This is a genomic window from Chitinophaga sp. (genome assembly GCF_036569125.1).
Lineage (GTDB): Bacteria > Bacteroidota > Bacteroidia > Chitinophagales > Chitinophagaceae > Chitinophaga.
The window spans coordinates 1-19,138 of the sequence record NZ_DATCRF010000801.1; the positions used below are offsets into that span (position 1 = coordinate 1).

The window sequence follows — 19,138 nt, forward strand, 5'->3', positions numbered from 1 at the left end:
CCCGCCAGCGCGATGTACGCGACCAGGTAGAAAAATATATAGCCGATAAACCTATGGACGCCTGGATCCTGCTGGGCGATAACGCCTACACTTACGGCCAGGACCCTGAGTTCCAGGAGAAGTTCTTTAACATTTATAAAGATGACCTGCTAAAGAAATATGCCGTGTTCCCCTCACCGGGCAACCATGACTATAACGATCTGTACCAGTTTAAAGCCACGGCACAAACCACGCACGATATTGCGTATTACCACAACTTTTCCATGCCCACGGAAGGCGAAGCCGGCGGCGTGCCTTCCCATACACAGGCATTTTATTCATTCGACATTGGCAACATCCATTTCCTGTCGCTGGATTCTTATGGTAAGGAAGATAACGCCACCCGCCTGTACGACACTACCGGCGCACAGGTACAGTGGATCAAGAAAGACCTGGAAGCATTTAAGAATACCAAACGCGGTTGGGTAATTGCGTACTGGCACCACCCGCCCTACACCATGGGCTCACACAACTCAGACCGGGAAGGGGAGCTGGTGCAGATCCGCCAGAACTTCATACGCATACTGGAACGTTATGGCGTAGACCTGATCCTTTGCGGGCATAGCCACCTGTATGAGCGCTCCCGCTTAATGAAAGGCCACTATGGCATGGAAGCTACCTTTGATTCCAGCAAGCATGTGCTGGACCATTCCACCGCTTTATATGATGGTTCTGAAGATGCCTGTCCTTACATTAAAGACGGCAACAATACCGGCACCGTGTACGTGGTAACCGGCTCCGCAGGCGCCTCCGGCGATAAGCAAACGGCCTACCCGCACAACGCCATGTATTACTCCAACTACGAAATAGGCGGCGCCTCCATGTTGGAGGTAGACAGTAACCGTTTGGAGCTGAAATGGATCTGTGCCGATGGGCAGATCAGGGATCATTTTGTGATGATGAAAGATGTGAACAAGCACCAGGTGATCAAAGCAAAGAAAGGAGAGAAGGTAACGCTTACCGCTTCCTTTATAGGTGAGTATAAATGGAAAGGCCGGAAAAATGCCACAGGCCGCAGCTTGCAGGTAACCGCCAAAGCCGGTAAAACGGTGTATGAAGTGGAAGATGCGTATAACTGTGTGAAAGATGTATTTGAGGTAAGTGCAAACTAAACGTGTGCCACACCTCAAAGGTGTGGCACATATATTTACAACGTATACCGCTGAAAGAAATCCCAGATCACATCATTCGCATTGATCACCGTAGACGGCGTATCGGCTCTGGCCCTTACCTTTTGTGCGCCCGGCCAGGCATGGCCGCCGTCTTTTGTAAGGTACAGCTGCATCATTATGTTATTGGTACAGGAGGTCCATTGGGTTAGTTTGTATCTGTCATCATCTGTTATCACCTGTTTAGTGCTGCAGGCATTTTTAGCCGCCCATAATTCCAGCCCCGAATCAACCGGGGGGTAGTAATAACCGGCCAGCCCTATACCACCCGCATAAGGTACTTTCTGATCCTGTATGGAATGAATGTGCAGGATGGGCACTGCGCGTACCGGTGTGCAGGGTTTGGTGGTTACCAGGGTGCCGCTGACAGCTGCAATGGCCGCAATTTTATCAGGCAGCTCGCAGGCCAGCCGGTAGCTCATCATAGCGCCGTTGGACATGCCGGTTACATACACCTTTTTAGGGTTTACATGGTAATGGCTTATTGCGTAATCGATCAGCTCACGGATAAATTTTACATCATCCACGTTCTGCTCCATGGCTGCATCGCAGCATGTGCCTGCATTCCAGGTGCGCAGGCCCAGCGGGCCGCTGCTTTGTATGCCGTTTGGATACAGGGCTATAAAACCCGCCGCATTGGCTTTATCGGTAAAATGATAATCCTTTTCAAACTGCGTAGCGCTGCCGCCGCCACCGTGCAGGCCCAGCACCAGCGCAAAGGCAGTGCTGTCGTTATCGTAATAATGAGGCGGCAGGTTTAGCAAATAGGTACGGGTACGTTCATCCACATTCATAGTGCCGTTAAAGCGGTACTGTTGCCCGTTGCTGCCGTTGTTGTTCTTCTGGCAATAGGTGAAGGTAACCAGTAACAGCAGCATAGCAAGATTTGTCAGAAAGCGTTTCATGGTTCATTGCATATTGGAACACAAAGAAAGTTATTCCCCCAAATAGTGGCCAGGGAAAAAGGGGGGAAGCTGTAATATTCCGGGGTCAAATTGTTCACCTGCGCACACCCCTGTATCAAAACCGGACATTTTACTGCCTGTTTCTCATCTAACCCATTGAACCTGAACAGCTAAAAAGGCGGCATTCTCTTAGTGGCGGTAAGGCGTTATCCATCCCCTTATAATACCGCTTATGTTCAAAAACTACTTCAAAACTGCCTGGCGCAACCTGGCGAATAATAAGTTCTACAGCTCGCTGAATATTATTGGCCTTACCGTGGGCCTGGCCGTGGGATTACTGATCTTGTTATGGGTAAATGATGAGCGTAGCTTTGACCGGTTTAATACTGATGCCGCTAATATTTACCGGGTAAATACAGCGCTGGGCACAGGACTAAGCAAGGGCGTATATGATGTAACACAGGCTACCATAGCCTTTCATGCATTAAAGGAGGTGCCCGGCGTAAAGAACGCCGTACGCATTATGGAGAATGGCGACTATCCCATTTTCAGCTATGGCAATAAAGTGCTTACCGGCAACCGGGGCCTGTTCGTGGATTCATCTTTTTTTAAGGTGTTTGACTACAAGCTGTTAAAAGGCAGCAGGGAGCAACCTTTCCCGGGCCCGCAGTCCGTGATCATTACCCAAACAGCCGCACAACGTTTCTTCGGAACAGCAGACCCTATGGGTAAAATACTGCTGGCTAATAATAAAGAGGGCTTTACTGTATGCGGCATCATGGCCGATTTTCCTGAAAATTCTTCCTTTAAGGCAGACCTGCTTTTTCCTGCCAGCCTGTGTCAGAAACGTTACCAGGTACCGGGCAGCTACTGGCCCTCGCTGGATGAAGACTGGGGTAACTACGCCTGGGGCACTTATTTGCAGCTGCAGCCCGGGGTATCCATAACAGCAGTGGCAGATCAGCTTACGAAGATCAATATCAAACATCAACCCGGCTTTAAACCGATTGAGGTAGGCGAGTACCGGCTGCAGGCCCTTACAGACATACATTTGCAGGCGCCGGACGGCAGTGCGGAAGGCAAACAGCTGGTGAACATTTTTACTATTGTGGCCATGCTTATCCTGGGCATAGCGGTTATTAACTACATAAACCTTTCCACTGCGCGGGCTATGCTGCGCGCCAAAGAAGTAAGCCTGCGCAAGATCATTGGCGCGGGCCGGCAGCAGCTGATAACACAGTTTGTAATAGAAACCTTTTTGTTCTTTGCCATAGCCCTTTGCCTGGCCTTTGTGTTCATGACGGCCCTGATGCCTTTGTACAACAATCTTGCAGGCAAGCAAATGCACATGGATGTATTGGATGCAGGTTTGTGGAAGGTGATAGGTTTTACGGTGCTGGCTACTATGCTGGCATCCGGTATTTACCCGGCGCTGCTGCTCTCATCCTTTCAACCCTTAAATGCATTAAAAGGCAAGCTGTCGTGGGGCATTGGCAATATCGCTTTCCGCAAGGTGCTGGTAGTATGCCAGTTCGTATGTTCTATCGGGTTAGTTATTGGTACGGTGATCATTCACCGGCAGCTGAGCTTTATCAGGGAGAAAAAGTTAGGCTATGATAAGTCATACGTGTTTTCCTTTAACATGCGTAACATGCAGGGTCACCTGGATGCGGTAGCAGCTACACTACGCAGCCAGCCTGCCATACAGGGCGTTACAGCAGCCAGCGGTAATATTGTGAGCGTGCCTAATGCTACGGTAGATATAAAGTGGGAGGGCAAAGATCCCAACCAGAGCTTCTTTATTCATCCACTGGGTATAGATAAGGATTTCCTGAACTTCTTTAAGCTGCAGCTGGCCAGCGGCGCCAATTTTACCGGCAGTAAAGCAGATTCTGCACATTTTATTTTGAATGAAACCGCAGTAAAAGAGGCCGGCATTAAAGACCCGCTGGGCAAAAGCCTTACATTTTACGGGAACACCGGTACTATTATAGGAGTGGTAAAAGATTTTCATTTTGCATCCCTGAAAGAAAAGATCCAGCCCTTTATTTTTTATTACCGGCCGGTAAGCAGCCAGCTGTTTGTGAGAACAACTGCAGGGCAGTCGGCTGTCGCCATTAAAGCGGTGGAAAAATTATGGCCACAGTATAATGCCGATTTTCCGCTGGAGTACCGGTTTATGGATGAAACCTTTGATAACCTTTACCGGTCCGACCGGCAAACCGGTACACTGTTTGACATTTTTACCATCATTGCTATTTTAATTTCCTGTTTGGGATTGTTTGGCCTGGCCACCTATGCGGCGCATGTAAAGGTGAAGGAGATCGGCATCCGCAAGGCATTAGGCGCCAGTGTGCTGAACATTGCAGCCATGCTGTCCAGGGATTTTTTAACCCTTATTATCATTGCTATTATTATTGCGATGCCGGTGGCCTGGTGGGCGGTGGATCAGTGGCTGGTAAATTTTGCCTACCGCGTAACCATCCGCTGGTGGGTGTTTGTTACAGCCGGGGCAGGGGCCTTGCTGATTGCCTTGTGTACGGTAAGTTTCCAGGCTATAAAAGCAGCGCTGGCAAACCCGGTGAAGAGTTTAAGGGCGGAGTAAGGAATGTAAAATTTCAAATGTAAAATCTTAAACCGACGAAGGAGGTTCATAGAGACCATTTAAAAAACTTTATGAACGAGATAAATGTAAAAGTGGAATGCAGCGACTTGTTCAGGCTAGGTTTCGCTGCATTCACTTTTACATTTTGCATTTATGATTTTACATTTTACATTCCTTTATTTCTCCATCTCCTGTATCACAGATAAAATATTCCCCGCAGGGTCTTTGAACCAGGCTATCTTATGGGTGCCGTTATCGCATATCCCTTTATCATTTGTTTCAATGTCGCCGGTGTAGTGCTCAAATTCCACGCCTTTATCATGCAGCTCATCTACCGCTTTCTCCACGTTATCTACCTGGAAATTTAATACCGTAAATGTAGCGGGTGTATGATTGGGCTTAGGATAAAGCATTACATTGCCACTGCCGTTCATGTCCAGCGTTAATACGCCTTCCGGCTGTTGAATGGAAGTTTTTACACCCAGCGTTTTTTCATAGAAAGTTTGCGCTTCCTGTATATCATTCACTGAAAAGCTGCTAAAGGAATTTTTTTGACCAACCATAACAAATGTATTTATTGGTGAAGAATAGTGTTATTAATATCACCTCAAATTTACTGCCATTAGCCCGGCCACAGGGGCGGCAATTGCGTCAATAACAGGGGTGATTTTGCACCGTTGTTATCCCGATTCCAATCTCTGCATTAACTAAAAATGTAGTCGCAAAATGCGACCAGCTCAAAATACCAAAAAGTAGTGGTCATGTATTACTGCATTGATCAGCTGCTTAGAAGGTAGCAGCCCCTCACCCTCAGCCATAAGAAATTTTCTGCACAACGCAACCTTTTCTGCCACTCCCGCGTAAACATAAAGCTATCGCCGCATCTCTTCTTTTCAGTAGCACTAATCACCATATCAAAGAACCATGGCATTCCACATTCCCCCATTTCTTCACCATCTAAACAATTGATTGTTATGAAAAGCAATTGCACGTACCTCTTTCGCCTGCTGCAACGCAGTACGGCAGCCCCTTTCGTGTTAGCCCTGCTAAGTACTGTATGCTTATTGCAGAGCTGTAAAAAACATGACGACAAGCCCCCGAAGGCCGTAGATGTGCAGCTGATCGCAGACAACCTGGTAGCTCCCCTGGGCGTAGTAACAGCGCCGGATTACAGCAAGCGCCTGTTTATTATTGACCAGGCAGGTAAAGTATGGATCGTGGATGCAGGCGGCAATAAGCTGGCTACACCTTTTATTGACCTGAGCAGTAAGCTGGTGCCTTTACAGGCCGGTTATGATGAACGCGGCCTGCTGGGCCTGGCGTTTCACCCGGACTATAAGCACAACGGGCGCTTTTATGTGTATTACAACCTGCCGCCCCGCGCCGGCGGCCCGGTGAGCGGCACACCCTGGAATAACCTGAGCCGGATTGCAGAATTTAAAGTATCGGCCTCCAATCCTAACATGGCGGATATTAGCTCTGAAAAAGTGCTGCTGGATATCGATGATCCGCAGCTGAACCACAACGGCGGTACCCTGGAATTTGGCCCGGATGGTTACCTGTACATTGCTATCGGCGATGGCGGTGCAGCAGATGATGTGGCCCCCGGTCACGTGAACGACTGGTATGCCACCAATGCCGGCGGTAACGGGCAGGATGTGGAGGCTAACCTCTTTGGCAACATCCTGCGTATTGATGTGAACAGCGGCAGCCCTTACGGCATACCTGCCGATAATCCCTTTGTAGGCAAACCCGGCAGGGATGAGATTTATGCCTATGGTTTCCGCAACCCATACCGTTTTTCCTTTGATATGGGCGGCGCCCACTGGTTATATGCAGGCGATGCGGGCCAGTCGTTATACGAAGAAATTGATGTAGTGAAAAAAGGCGGCAACTATGGCTGGAATGTTAAAGAAGGCACGCATTGTTTTGATGCAGCCAATAATAAGGTAGAGCTGCCCGGCTGCCCTGTACAGGATACTTTCAACAACCCGCTGGTTGACCCGGTAATTGAAATGAACAACGCCTCCAACCCCAAAGGCGGTAAGGCCACCACTATTATCGGTGGTAATGTATACCGCGGTCATGCAATTCCAGGCCTGCAGGGCAAATACATTTTCGGTATTTTCTCACAACCGGGTAATGTGCCTAATGCGGAGCTGTATACCTCCAAACCTGGGGGTACCGGCTTATGGTCTTTTGAAGAGCTTACCTTAAAAGACCGGCCCAATGATATTGGTTATTACCTGAAAGGTTTTGGACAGGATTGGGATGGTGAAGTGTACATCACGGTATCCTCCATGGCAGGCCCTTCCGGCAATACCGGCAAGGTGTACAAGCTGGTGCCGGAAAAAGATAACAGCGGCCACGGACATTATTAAAAGAATGTAAGATCATAAATGTTAAATGCTGGACGTAAAAGGGGAATGCAGCGGATAAGGCGTTTACTTACTACGCTGCATTTCCCTTTTACATTTATCTCATTCATAAGTCTTTTAAATGGTCTCTATGAACCTCCTTCGTCGGTTTTACATTTATGATTATCAGGAAGGCTGGCACTTTAATTGCGCCTTTTCCTGTTTTACATTCACAGTATTTTCAATCAACATTCTATGTCAGGGGAAACCAGCTTAAAGGTATTGCTAAGCTCCATGTCGCCGGTATTACATGAAGGCGAATATGTTTTTTGCACGGTAGATGCCGGCCATGAGCCGGATCTGAAAGAAGTGCTTTGTTTTTTCCGGGAAGCAGAAGGGCTTACCCTTATTATGCGTAAAAGCCTGGCCGATGCAAAAGGCCTGGTGTACACTTTTGTAGCCTCCTGGATCACACTAACCGTGCATTCCTCCCTGGCTGCTGTTGGTTTAACAGCCGCGGTTGCAAAAGCCCTGGCAGAGCAGCATATCAGCTGCAATGTAGTAGCTGCCTTTTATCATGATCATCTTTTTGTGCCGGTGCAGGATGCGGAAAAAGCGATGTTAGCTTTGCAGGCATTAAGCGCTGCTGCATAATGTTATTTGAATGGCATAACTTTAAAGCATGAAAGGAAAAGAAACCATCACGGAGTTTTTTGAACAGTACGGTCAGGTATATGAGCAGCAACCGTTCACGGTATACCGCCTGCAGGATTTTGGCTGCGACAGCACTTTCCTGGCGCCTAACCGCCGTGATTTTTACAAAATATCCCTGATGATAAAAGGAGAGGGGATCTTATCCTATGCCGACAAGTCTATTCATATAAAGGATGCCAGCCTTTCTTTCACCAACCCGTTGATCCCTTATTCCTGGGAACCTTTAAGCACACAGCAGGAAGGTTATTTTTGCCTGTTCCCGGAAGATTTTGTGGATGCCGGTTTAAAGAACGGCGGCCTGGCGCAGTCGGCTTTATTCAAGGCAGGCGGCCATCACATCTTTTTCCCGGAAGCAGATAAGCTGCAGTTCCTGGGCGGCATTTTTGAGAATATGTTCCGCGAAGCGCAATCAGCTTACGCTAATAAATACGAGCTGCTGAAAAGTTATGTGCAGATTATAATGCATGAAGCGCTGAAAATGCAGCCGGCAGCAACCTTCTTTCAGCCCGGCAATGCAGCGCAGCGCATTAGCGAATTGTTCCTGGAGCTGCTGGAACGGCAGTTCCCCATTGATTCCCCGCAGCAGGTCATCCGCCTAAAGAATGCCAATGAGTTTGCCGCACAGCTCTCCGTACACACCAACCACCTGAACCGTGCGCTAAGGGATGTTACCGGCAAAACCACCACAGAATGGATCGCTGAAAAACTAACCCGCGAAGCCAAGGCCCTGCTGCTGCACAGCGGCTGGGATGCTGCGCAGATAGGATATTGCCTGGGTTTTGAGCACCCCTCCAACTTCAACAGCTTTTTTAAAAAGCACAGCGGGCAAACACCGAACCAGTTCCGCAAAACCATTGTTTCCATTTCATAATTACCTGTTTGAAATGCATAATTTCTGCGTGTAAGGGCGTACTACCTTTGGATCATCAAAAACAAGATGATCATGTCACAAGCGGATTTAGCAAACAAAGTAGCGCTCATTACCGGTGGTACTACCGGCATAGGATTAGCCACCGCCGCATTGTTCCTGCAGCGTGGAGCTAAAGTGGTAATAGCCGGGCGCCGTGTTACCGAAGGGCAAAAAGCATTACAGCAATTACAGGCCATTAGTGAACACGTACATTTTATTGCCGCAGATGTAGCTGACAGTACAGCCGTACAGCAGCTGGTAAGTGAAACGGTACGATTGTTCGGTCAGCTGGATATAGCCTTTAACAACGCAGGTATAGAAGGCCGTTTTGCGCCTGTTGATGAAACTTCTGAAGAGGAGTTTGATAACGTGATGCGTATTAACCTCAAAGGCGTATGGCTAAGCTGTAAATATGAAATAGAGCAGTTTAAGAAACAGGGTACCGGCGGCGCTATTGTAAACACCTCCTCCTGGCTGGCAAGAGGGGCTGCTTTGGGCAGCGCGGTATACTCTGCCAGCAAAGCCGCGCTGGATGGTATGGTGCGGGCGCTGGCCATTGAAGGCGCCCCGGCAGGCATCCGCCTGAATAACATTCAGCCAGGTTATATACGCACGCCTATGTTTGACCGTTTTTTCCCGGGTGAAGATGCGGAAGCAGCCATGGAGCCCTTTAAAAAGCATGCGCCCATTGGCCGCTTTGCAGAGCCGGAAGAAGTAGCTGAATTAGTAGTGTGGTTAAGCAGTCCTGCCGCTTCCTTTGTTACCGGGGAAAGTATGCTGGTAGATGGTGGTATTGCCATTGGCGGGCAACGGGGATAATGGAATGTAAAATCATAAATGTAAAATTCTAAATGTAAAAGTGGAATGCAGCGAATGGTTCAGACCAGGTTTCGCGGCATTCCACTTTTACATTTTACATTTATGATCTTACATTTTACATTCTCCTACTTCCCCGTCTGCGCCACTGGGCTGCCAAACACAGTCTTCAACAGGTCGGTAACCCGCGCTGCAGGATCTTTCCGGATCTTCTGCTCTTCCAGTGATACTTCGTGGAAAATGCCGTCAATAGCGCGCTGCGTTACATAGGCAGAAAGATCGGTATTCACCGGCTCTTTGGAAAAACGGTTGTATACGGTGAACACATCGCCCCAGTATTTGGTGGCGTCCACCTTTTTCAGTGAGCTGGTAATAACCGGCTGAAAAGCGCTGGTTAAGGCAGCGGTTGTTTTTTCCTTAAAGTAATTGGTAGCCGCAAAATCGCCCCCGCGTAAAATGCCAATAGCATCAGTAATGGTCATTTGTTTAATGGCATTTACAAAAATAGGCGTGGCAGATTTGGCTGCCTCTTCTGCACCCCGGTTCATAGACAGGATGGCTTTATCCACCACACTGCCCAACCCTACATTCCGTAAAGTAGATTCTACCTTCTGCGCCTGCGGCGGCATCAGTATTTTCAGGGCCGCATTGGCAAAAAATCCGTTCACGGCAGAAAGGCGGTTGGCGCTGTTCTGGGTGCCAATGGTCAGGGCTTCTTTTAACCCCGCGGCAATTTGTGTGGTATTTACCCCGCCGGTGGTAGATGCAGGCAGGCTATTCAGCACCTGCTGGGCGGTTTCACAGCCGGTGGAAAAAGTTAGTAGTGCGCAACAGATAAGCAGGCTTTTTTTCATAGTTAGTTTATATGATATGGCAGCAAATATATAAAGCAGGATAGCTATATCAAAATGATTCATTTTTAGCAGCGCTGTTTTACAAGGCCGTTAATCCCAGCCCAATAATAACCTTTTAATGATCCATTTCTGAGCCATCTCTATTCCATCTCTTATAAGGGATGAGACGTAGATGGCTTAGGGATGGCTTGATATGGAAACTATGGAGAACCCTTTTTTTGCAACCGGTTGCGTATGGGTATCACATCTTTAAGATATAGTATACCTGTAAATAAGCACCCCATAAGCCCCCTCTTATAAGGGGGGACTCATAGGGGGCTCACAGACGGAGTATAGGGGGCTTATAGGGAGCTTATCCCTTCTCTGCAACCGAATGCAATATGCAATTCCAACTTTTCACAGTACAATTATGATAGAATATTATTTTTGTCAGGTGGGGATCGGCTATTGAACAAAACAGCCCCCGGCTTATAAGGGCAATTAATATTCATTACTAAGTCATATGCAGGAAAAACTGATCAGTGACGGGGAATTGTTACAAGCCATAAAGGGTGATGATACCGCTGCATTTGAGATCTTGTACGACCGGTATTGGAAAGCCCTTTACCAGAAAGCCTGCCAGCGCGTGAACCAGGACGAGGCCAAGGATATGGTGCAGGAAGTAATGATCACCCTGTGGAAGCGCCGCAAACAGGTAGTGGTAAAAGGCGGCGAAATAGGGGCCTACCTTTTCACCGCCATCAAGTACCGCGTTATCAGTCATTATGCCTTTAGTGAAGCAGAAATTAAACAGGCTGCTTTTTTTGATATACTGGATGAGGTGCATACCACCGACGGGCTGGAAACCAAGGAGCTGAAACAACTGATAGATGCTGCCGTAAGCCAGCTGCCCGCCCGCATGCAGCAAATTTTCCGGATGAGCCGGGAAGATGATTACTCCATAGCAGAAATAGCCCGGCAGCTGAATTTATCTGAGCAAACCGTAAAAAACCAGCTAACAGAAGCGCTGAAAAGGCTGCGTGCTGCCCTGCAATCCCATGTACCCGGGGGCTGGGCACTGCTGCTGCTGTACCTGTTCTGCTATTACAACAAATAAGCGCCGTTGCTATGTAGTGCAGTTCTCCGTTGTTCCTCAATCATTTACATCCGTTTATCCCATCTTATGAGCAGGTCCGGAAGGTTAAATGCCTGTCCGGTCAATGCTATTTTTTCCCTCGCCAAAAAAAAGTTTAAAAAAAGTGGGGTTTGGTCTGGTACCAAACAGCCGGTTTTGATATAAGCAATTTAAAACGTACCCTTTTGGAAGCAGGAAAGATCAAACAATTGTTGCAAGGTTATTTACTGGGCCGGGTTAATAACCCTGAAACCAGGGCCGTAGATGACTGGTATGCTGCCTTTGACCAGGAAGCCCTGCCGGAGCTCTCTGCCCCGGAGGAACAACAGCTGCGTATGGAGATCTGGCAAAAGGTGCAGCCGCAAATTGTGGTTACTAAAACGTTTTATCTGAAAACCTGGGTAAAAGTAGCCGCCATGCTGGTAGTGCTGCTGGGTGCAGCGCTGGCCTATTACCTCTTACAACACAACCCGCATCCCATTGAATATACCGAGATCCGCACCGGGAACCGGGAAAGAAGAACCCTTCACCTGGCCGACGGTACAGAGCTTACCCTGAATGCCGGCTCCACACTGCTCATAGCCAAAGACCTTTCAACAGAAAGAAGATTGCAGCTGATAGACGGTGAAGTTTTCTTTAACGTAAGCACAGATCCCCGCCGCCCCTTTATAGTAGAAAGCGGGCCGCTGGTAACCACCGTATTAGGCACCTCCTTTAATATAGCCGCCTACAACGCCATGCACCAGCTAAGCATAGCCGTGGTAAGCGGTAAAGTAAGCGTAGCCGGTAAGGGCAATAACATCCTGGAAAAAGGGCAGTCCCTGGTATACGATAAAGCAAAAGGCAGCAGCGCCCTGCAGCCCCTGGATACCACACAGCTGCAATGGCAGCAGGGCCGCCTGGTGCTGAACGACGTAACCTTTGATGAAATGACCGCGCTGATAGAAAAGAATTTTGGCGTACACATTTCCACCACTACACCACAGGTAAAACAAAACAGATATACCACGGAGCTGAATACGGATATGGAGCCTGCGCAGGCAATAGAAGTGCTGGCCGCTATTCACGGGCTGAAGATCAAACACGTAAACAACCAGATCATTTTATACTAAAGAACTGCACTGCTGCCCGGTACCGGCAGCAGCTGCTTTGGAACGAAAACGAAAAACTGTAAATCCGTTGCATCATTAATGCACCAATCTATTAATGTAGAACTACGTATGAAAAAATTGAACACAAAGCTGCGAAAAGGCTCCCTGGCCTTTGTACTGCTGCTTACCTATGCCCTTACCATTTTACCTGCCTACGCGGGACAGGGGCAGGTGCTTACAGATACACAGGTCACGGTAACCTTCAAAGGCGGCTCACTGGAAGCTGCCATCAAACAATTACAACAACTCACTAAAGTAACTTTTGCATATGATAAACAACTGTTACTCTCTTATCCGGTAGATAGTTATCATTTCTCCAAAGAGCGCCTGGACCGTGTGTTACAGGCATTGCTGAAAAATAAGTCGCTGGGTTTTAAAGAGGTGAATAATATAGTGGTGATCACAAAAGAAGCCGCCCCGCAGCTAACACAGAACACTGCCCACCGTGCAGACATTGTGTTATCCGGCAGGGTGGTGGATGAAAAAGGGCAGCCTATGCCCGGTGTAAGCGTAGCCGTTAGGGGCGCCAGCACCATGACCTCCACCGACAACGACGGCCGTTTTAAGATCATTGTAAAATCGCCGGAAGATGTGTTGGCCTTCAGCTTCATTGGTTATGAAACCGCTGTTGTAACCGTAGGCAGCCAAACCAATATTGGCGTACAGCTGAAAGTAGCCAGCAAAGCGCTGAACGAAGTAGCGGTAGTGGGTTTTGGCACCCAGCGTAAAGTGAGCCTGGTAGGCGCGCAAAGCACCATTAAGCCGGCAGAGTTCAAGCAGCCTGCTGCAGACATCTCCACCATGCTGGCCGGCCGTATAGCCGGTGTAGTAGGCGTGCAGCGCAGCGGTGAGCCGGGCAAAAGCGCCGCAGATATATGGATCCGCGGCATTGCCACATTCGGGAGCGGTAACAAAGCCACCCCGCTGGTGCTGGTAGATGGGGTGGAACGTTCTATCAACAACATATCGCCCGAGGACATTGAATCTTTCACCATTCTGAAAGATGCTGCCGGTACAGCCGTATACGGGGTACGCGGCGCCAATGGCGTAATACTGTTAAAAACAAAAACCGGTAAAGTAGGTAAGCCGCAGATCTATTTCGACTACAACGAAGGCGTGAACACATTCACCAAACGCCCTAAAATGCTGGATGGCATCACCTACATGAACCTGGCCAATGAAGCCAAAACCACCCGCAACCAAAGCCCGCGCTATGCGCAGGAAACCATTGATAAAACAAAGTCAGGCGAAGATCCTTTACTGTACCCGGATGTAGACTGGATGGATGCGGTGTTCAACAAAATAGGGCATACCCGCAGCGCTAACCTGAATGCCAGCGGCGGCGTGGAAAATGCGCAGTACTATGTTTCCCTGGGTTATTTTAATGAAAGCGGCTTTCTGAAAACAGACGACCTGGCCCGCTACAATTCATCGTTAAAATATAACCGTTACAACTTTACCAGCAACTTAAACCTGCGTGTAACCAAAACCACTAAGCTGGATGTTGGCCTGCAGGGATATTTTTCCAATGGTAATTATCCGGGTATTAACACGCACGATATTTTCCAGAGCGCCATGGATGCCTCACCGGTGGCTTATCCCATCATGTACCCCGGCAACCTGGTACCCGGCCAGTCATCCAACGGAGGCTTCCGTAACCCTTATGCCGACCTAACACGCCGCGGTTACCGCAATGAGTTCAAAAACCAGCTTTACTCTAACCTGCGCGCCACGCAGGAGCTGGATTTTTTAACGCAGGGCCTCAGCGCTACCGCCATGTTCTCATTTGATACCTATAACCAGAACTATATTACCCGCTCTAAAAGAGAGGATACTTACTTTCCCGACCAGGCCAACCCTTACAAACCGGATGGTTCTTTGAACCTGGTGAAAACCTTTACCGGCAATGAGTACCTGGGATTTGACCGCAATGATGGCGACCGGCAGACCACCCGCCAGTTCTATACAGAAGCCGCCATTAATTACGACCGTGCTTTTGATAAGCACCGTGTAACCGGCCTGGGATTATTTTATTCCAGCGACCGTACCAACACGCTGGCCAATGATTTCATAAACTCTATTCCTGAGCGGTATTTAGGGTATGCCGGTAAAGCCGCCTACTCTTATGACGACCGTTATTTTGCAGAATTTAACTTCGGCTATAATGGGTCAGAGCTGTTTGCACCCGGCCACCGCTTTGGCTTTTTCCCGGCAATAGGTGTGGGCTGGTTAGTATCTAACGAAAATTTCTTTGAGCCTTTAAAGAATGCAGTCACTTTCCTGAAGTTCCGCTACTCCAATGGCAGCACAGGTTTGGGCAGCACCAATGAGCGCTTCCTGTATATTACCAAGCTGAATACAGATGTAAGCGGTTACCTGTTCGGGCAAAACCCAACCGGCCCGCGCGGCGATAACCGGGACAATGGTATCAACATTAACCGTTATGCCACAGATGTAAGGTGGTCTGTATCCAACAAGCAGGACCTGGGCATGGAGCTGCATACTTTAAAAGACCGTTTGATCCTGATCGTGGACCTGTTCAAGGAGCACCGCAAGGGCATTTTCCTGCAAAGGGCCTCCAACGTGGCTTTTATGGGATTGGAAACCCAGCAGTATGGCAACCTGGGTGTAGTGGATAATAAAGGTATTGATGCCAGCCTGGAATACAGCGCCAGGATAGGGCAGGTAGATGTATCCGTACGTGGTAACCTTACCTATAATAAAGATAAGGTGATAGAAGACGACCGCCCGCCGCAGAACTATCCCTGGATGGAGCACCGCGGCAACAACATCCTGGCCCGTTATGGTTATGTAGCAGAGGGATTATTTACCAGCGATGACGAGATCAGCAAGAGCGCCGTACCCGGCGACCGGTCAAAAGTAAAACCCGGCGATATTAAGTATAAGGATCTGAATGGCGATGGGCTTATTAATAACTACGATATAACTAAAATAGGCCGGGGCGATATACCGTCGATGGTATATGGTTTTGGCTTTAATGTAGCCTATAAGGGATTTAGCGTGGGCGTATTGTTCCAGGGCGTATCTGATGCAGACCGTTTGCTGGCCGGTTCCGCCATTATACCGTTTAACGGCGGCGGTGGTGAAACCAATGCCTATGCCATTGCAACAGACCGGTGGACGGTGGAGAACCCTAACCCGAATGCATTTTATCCGCGTTTGGCATATGGAGAGGCAGAGAATAAGAACAACACCCAGGCCAGCTCCTGGTGGGTAAAGGATGTAAGCTTTATGCGCCTGAAATCCGCACAGATCGCGTATAACCTGCCCGATCATTTACTGAAGCGCATTGGCATCCGCAACTCCTCCGTATACCTGCAGGGCATTAACCTGCTCACCTTCAGTAAATTCAAGCTGTGGGATCCTGAGCTGAATACGGATAACGGCTCCACCTACCCGAACATACGCACCATTTCACTGGGCATGAACTTAAGATTTTAAATCACGTAATGAAGAAACGGATATGAAAAAGCTATTGTTATATATACTGGTGCTGGGGGCATTTACTTCCTGTAAAAAATACCTGGACCAGGTACCGGATGACCGCCTGACCATTGATGAAACTTTCCGCACCTGGAACACCGCTTCAAAATTCCTGGCGAACGTGTACGCACGTATCCCCGATGAATTTGGGCAGCGCAACCCCGGCGATAATGAGAACCGCGGCCTGTGGACCGGTGGTTGTGATGAAGCGGATTTTGTATGGGGCTTTGTACAGTCAAACGATGTGAACATAGGCAACTGGGACGCTAATTCCGGTTTTGTGCGCGACTACTGGACCAACTTTTACAAAGGCATCCGCGCAGCCAGCGTATTTATTCAGAATGCAGATAAGATCACAGACCGCTCCCCGCAACAGAAAGAACAGTATAAGGCAGAAGCGCGGGCGCTGCGGGCCATGTATTATTTTTACCTGATGCGTATATACGGCCCCGTGGTTATACTGGGCGAAACGCCTACCGCGGTAGACACCAACCTGCAGATACCGCGTAATTCCATTGACGAATGTGTAAGCTATATTTCGGCAGAATTAGCCAGCGCAGCCAGCGTGCTGCCGGCAAAACCAGTTACTGCGCAGGATTATGGGCGTATTACCAAAGGCATAGCGCTGGCCTTCCGTGCCAATGCAATGATGTATGCTGCCAGCCCTTTGTATAACGGGAATGCGGAACTGGCTAACCTGAAGAATAAAGATGGCAAGCAGCTCATTAGCCAGAGCTTTGATGTGAATAAATGGAAAACAGCTGCAGATGCCTACAAAGAATTTATTACGCAGTTTGTACCAGGCACCTATAATTTATTTAAGAAGAATAACAGCAGCGGGGTATTTGATCCCTATCTTTCCTGCCGGGATGTGATCTTAACGGATTGGAATGAGGAAGTGATCTTTGCCCGTACCCGTGGCTCACTAAATTCCCGCCAGTACGAGATGACCCCTTACCATAGCGGCACACCTTCCGGCGAATTGAAGGGCAGCGGCGGCTTAGGCGCTACGCAAAATATGGTGGATGCTTTTTTTATGAAGAACGGCAGAAGCATTACAGATCCTTTATCACAATATGTATCGTCCGGCTATTCTGATTTTCAGGCCCCGAACACTACCCATACCTCCAGCACTTATAATCAATGGGTGAACCGGGAGCCGCGTTTTTATGTGAACATTACGTACGATGGCAGCACCTGGCTGAATACTGATTTTGGTGAAATCGTTACCCGCCTGTATAACACCGGTAACTCCGGCCGCAAAACCGGCGGCGGCGACTATTCACCTACCGGTTACATTGTGCGTAAAGCCATGGGCCTGGGCAAGTGGGATGTGAACGACCGCACCCTGATCCTGATACGCCTGGCTGAAATTTATTTAAGTTATGCAGAGTGTTTGAATGAGGCTACGCCGAATGACCCGGACATTCTGAAATACCTTAACCTGATCCGCGAAAGGGCTGGTATTCCGCTTTACGGTTCGTCGGAATTGCCGGCCCCCGCAGGTCAGGCCGCTATGCGCGATGCCATCCGCAAGGAACGCCGTGTTGAGCTGGCCTTTGAGAACAACCGTTTCTTTGATGTGCGCCGCTGGAAAATAGCAGAGCAAACAGAGAACGGGCCTATGTACGGCTTAAACATTAATTCCGATATGCCGGAATTCCTGAATGTAGTATCTTTCGAAACCCGCGTATTTAACAAACGTCATTACTTTTTCCCGCTGCCCTCCGACGATATTAATAATGATAAGGAGCTGGTGCAGAACCCGGGATGGTAATTGAGCGTAAAGCATAAAGCGTAAAGCAAAAAGCATAAAGGAGAAAGCATAAAGCATAAGGGTCTTTAGCAAAACATAAAAAGCTTTATGCTTTATGCTTTCAGCTTTTCGCTTAAAAAGGCTTTATGCTTTATGCTTTGCGCTTTCAGCTAATTTTAAAGCAAATGAAAAAACTCTTTTTAGCGCTTTTCGCCGGCCTGGTGTTACACACCGCCTGCAGCAAAAGTAACAGTAAGGCGGCAGCGCCGGTAGATACGGTGCATTTGCCTGCCGTATCCTTTACAGATAAGGATGCTACTGCGGCATTTAATAATTTTAATACATATTTCTATAACCCGGCGGAGCAGCTGTATTATGCCACCACGGAAAAAAATTCCACCGGCGCTATCTGGACGCAGGCTGTTTACTGGGATCTGGTTATGAATGCTTATAAGCGCACCAATGATCCTGCGCAGCTGCAAATGATCAAAGACATGTACCAGGGCGGTTATAAAAAATACGACCGTTATAACTGGAACAACAAAACCGTATGGTTCATTTATGATGATATGATGTGGTGGATCATATCACTGGCACGCGCCTACGAGATCACTAAAGACAGCAGCTACCTTACTGCTTCAATAGCCGGTTTTCAGCGGGTGTGGAACGGTTCTTACGATGCTGCCAAAGGCGGTATGTGGTGGGATTTTAACCACAGCGGTAAGAACGCCTGTATTAATTTCCCTACTGTAATAGGCGCTTTGCTGCTGTATAAGATCACCGGCGAAAATGCTTATCTGCAAAAGGCAAAAGACGTATACAGCTGGGCCCTTGCCAATTTAACGGATCCCAATACCGGCCGTGTGGCGGATAACAATGTTAATGGTAATAAAGGCTGGTCGGACTATACCTATAACCAGGGCACCTTTATTGGCGCCGCCACCATGTTATACAAGATCACCAACGATGCTGCTTACCTGAACCAGGCTAAGCTGGGCGCTGATTACACGCAAAAATCCATGTGCGATAAGGACGGTATTTTACCGCCAGAAGGCGATTGGAATGAGCAGGGCGTATTAAAAGCCATTTTCGGGCAGTACATGCTGATGCTGGTACAGGAGGCCGGCCAGCCGCAGTACCTGCCCTGGATCCGGAAAAATATTAATACTGCCTGGGGCAACCGGGATGCAAGCCGGGGGCTTACGTACCGGAACTATAAAGTTCCCTGCCCCACAGGTAACATA

At 48.5% G+C, this 19,138-nt stretch carries 14 protein-coding genes; 11 read left to right on the forward strand and 3 right to left on the reverse strand.

Translation table 11 applies throughout. From position 1 onward, the window contains the following. On the forward strand, positions 1-1,151 hold a 1,151-nt coding region (locus tag VIM87_RS29500), incomplete at its 5' end, for a metallophosphoesterase (RefSeq protein ID WP_332000448.1). A gap of 35 nt (positions 1,152-1,186) precedes the next feature. Here the strand turns inward: VIM87_RS29500 and VIM87_RS29505 are convergent. After that, positions 1,187-2,113 carry an alpha/beta hydrolase family esterase gene (locus tag VIM87_RS29505; protein ID WP_332000449.1) on the reverse strand — a complete coding sequence of 309 codons (927 nt, stop codon included), beginning with the start codon at positions 2,111-2,113 and terminating at the stop codon, positions 1,187-1,189. 232 nt (positions 2,114-2,345) lie between these two features. Between VIM87_RS29505 and VIM87_RS29510 the strand changes: the two genes are divergently transcribed. Continuing rightward, complete coding sequence (locus tag VIM87_RS29510; RefSeq protein ID WP_332000450.1) at positions 2,346-4,718, forward strand: ABC transporter permease; 2,373 nt, start codon at positions 2,346-2,348, stop codon at positions 4,716-4,718. 176 nt (positions 4,719-4,894) lie between these two features. Here the strand turns inward: VIM87_RS29510 and VIM87_RS29515 are convergent, their stop codons facing one another. Then, a complete protein-coding gene (locus VIM87_RS29515; RefSeq protein WP_332000451.1) occupies positions 4,895-5,281 on the reverse strand; it encodes a VOC family protein in 387 nt (128 codons plus the stop codon). Positions 5,282-5,692: 411 nt separating this feature from the next. Here VIM87_RS29515 and VIM87_RS29520 point away from each other — a divergent pair, with 411 nt between their 5' ends. The 4 genes from VIM87_RS29520 (at position 5,693) to VIM87_RS29535 (ending at position 9,518) form a co-directional block, all read left to right on the forward strand. Continuing rightward, positions 5,693-7,099 (forward strand): PQQ-dependent sugar dehydrogenase, encoded by a 1,407-nt coding sequence (locus VIM87_RS29520; RefSeq protein ID WP_332000452.1) that lies wholly within the window; start codon positions 5,693-5,695, stop codon positions 7,097-7,099. Positions 7,100-7,330: 231 nt separating this feature from the next. Continuing rightward, positions 7,331-7,729, forward strand: a complete 399-nt coding sequence (locus tag VIM87_RS29525) for an ACT domain-containing protein (RefSeq protein ID WP_332000453.1) — start codon at positions 7,331-7,333, stop codon at positions 7,727-7,729. A 28-nt stretch (positions 7,730-7,757) separates the two neighbouring features. After that, positions 7,758-8,660 (forward strand): AraC family transcriptional regulator, encoded by a 903-nt coding sequence (locus tag VIM87_RS29530; protein WP_332000454.1) that lies wholly within the window; start codon positions 7,758-7,760, stop codon positions 8,658-8,660. Between the two features lie 72 nt (positions 8,661-8,732). Then, positions 8,733-9,518 (forward strand): glucose 1-dehydrogenase, encoded by a 786-nt coding sequence (locus tag VIM87_RS29535; RefSeq protein WP_332000455.1) that lies wholly within the window; start codon positions 8,733-8,735, stop codon positions 9,516-9,518. Between the two features lie 125 nt (positions 9,519-9,643). Here VIM87_RS29535 and VIM87_RS29540 read toward each other — a convergent pair whose 3' ends face one another. Next, positions 9,644-10,369, reverse strand: coding sequence for a DUF4197 domain-containing protein (locus tag VIM87_RS29540; RefSeq protein ID WP_332000456.1), 726 nt, complete (start codon positions 10,367-10,369; stop codon positions 9,644-9,646). Positions 10,370-10,871: 502 nt separating this feature from the next. On the opposite strand from VIM87_RS29540, the gene VIM87_RS29545 reads away from it, so the two are divergent. The 5 genes from VIM87_RS29545 to VIM87_RS29565 all read left to right on the forward strand — a co-directional run. After that, positions 10,872-11,465, forward strand: coding sequence for an RNA polymerase sigma factor (locus VIM87_RS29545; protein WP_332000457.1), 594 nt, complete (start codon positions 10,872-10,874; stop codon positions 11,463-11,465). A gap of 203 nt (positions 11,466-11,668) precedes the next feature. Beyond that, positions 11,669-12,595: a FecR family protein gene (locus VIM87_RS29550; protein WP_332000458.1), complete on the forward strand. Its 927-nt coding sequence runs from the start codon at positions 11,669-11,671 to the stop codon at positions 12,593-12,595. 108 nt (positions 12,596-12,703) lie between these two features. After that, positions 12,704-16,096 (forward strand): TonB-dependent receptor, encoded by a 3,393-nt coding sequence (locus tag VIM87_RS29555; protein ID WP_332000459.1) that lies wholly within the window; start codon positions 12,704-12,706, stop codon positions 16,094-16,096. Positions 16,097-16,118: 22 nt separating this feature from the next. Continuing rightward, the gene (locus VIM87_RS29560) at positions 16,119-17,915 is read left to right on the forward strand and encodes a RagB/SusD family nutrient uptake outer membrane protein (protein WP_332000460.1); all 1,797 of its coding nucleotides are present in this window, start codon (positions 16,119-16,121) and stop codon (positions 17,913-17,915) included. Between the two features lie 164 nt (positions 17,916-18,079). Then, positions 18,080-19,138: glycoside hydrolase family 76 protein (locus tag VIM87_RS29565; protein ID WP_332000461.1), on the forward strand; the 1,059-nt coding region annotated here is incomplete at its 3' end.

What these genes read in the sequence shown, in the direction of transcription:
- VIM87_RS29560 (WP_332000460.1), top strand. Translation starts at nt 16,119, where the DNA reads ATGAAAAAGCTATTGTTATATATACTGGTGCTGGGGGCATTTACTTCC.
- VIM87_RS29520 (WP_332000452.1), top strand. Translation starts at nt 5,693, where the DNA reads ATGAAAAGCAATTGCACGTACCTCTTTCGCCTGCTGCAACGCAGTACG.
- VIM87_RS29515 (WP_332000451.1), bottom strand. Translation starts at nt 5,281, where the DNA reads ATGGTTGGTCAAAAAAATTCCTTTAGCAGCTTTTCAGTGAATGATATA.
- VIM87_RS29530 (WP_332000454.1), top strand. Translation starts at nt 7,758, where the DNA reads ATGAAAGGAAAAGAAACCATCACGGAGTTTTTTGAACAGTACGGTCAG.
- VIM87_RS29545 (WP_332000457.1), top strand. Translation starts at nt 10,872, where the DNA reads ATGCAGGAAAAACTGATCAGTGACGGGGAATTGTTACAAGCCATAAAG.
- VIM87_RS29505 (WP_332000449.1), bottom strand. Translation starts at nt 2,113, where the DNA reads ATGAAACGCTTTCTGACAAATCTTGCTATGCTGCTGTTACTGGTTACC.
- VIM87_RS29510 (WP_332000450.1), top strand. Translation starts at nt 2,346, where the DNA reads ATGTTCAAAAACTACTTCAAAACTGCCTGGCGCAACCTGGCGAATAAT.
- VIM87_RS29540 (WP_332000456.1), bottom strand. Translation starts at nt 10,369, where the DNA reads ATGAAAAAAAGCCTGCTTATCTGTTGCGCACTACTAACTTTTTCCACC.
- VIM87_RS29555 (WP_332000459.1), top strand. Translation starts at nt 12,704, where the DNA reads ATGAAAAAATTGAACACAAAGCTGCGAAAAGGCTCCCTGGCCTTTGTA.
- VIM87_RS29525 (WP_332000453.1), top strand. Translation starts at nt 7,331, where the DNA reads ATGTCAGGGGAAACCAGCTTAAAGGTATTGCTAAGCTCCATGTCGCCG.
- VIM87_RS29535 (WP_332000455.1), top strand. Translation starts at nt 8,733, where the DNA reads ATGTCACAAGCGGATTTAGCAAACAAAGTAGCGCTCATTACCGGTGGT.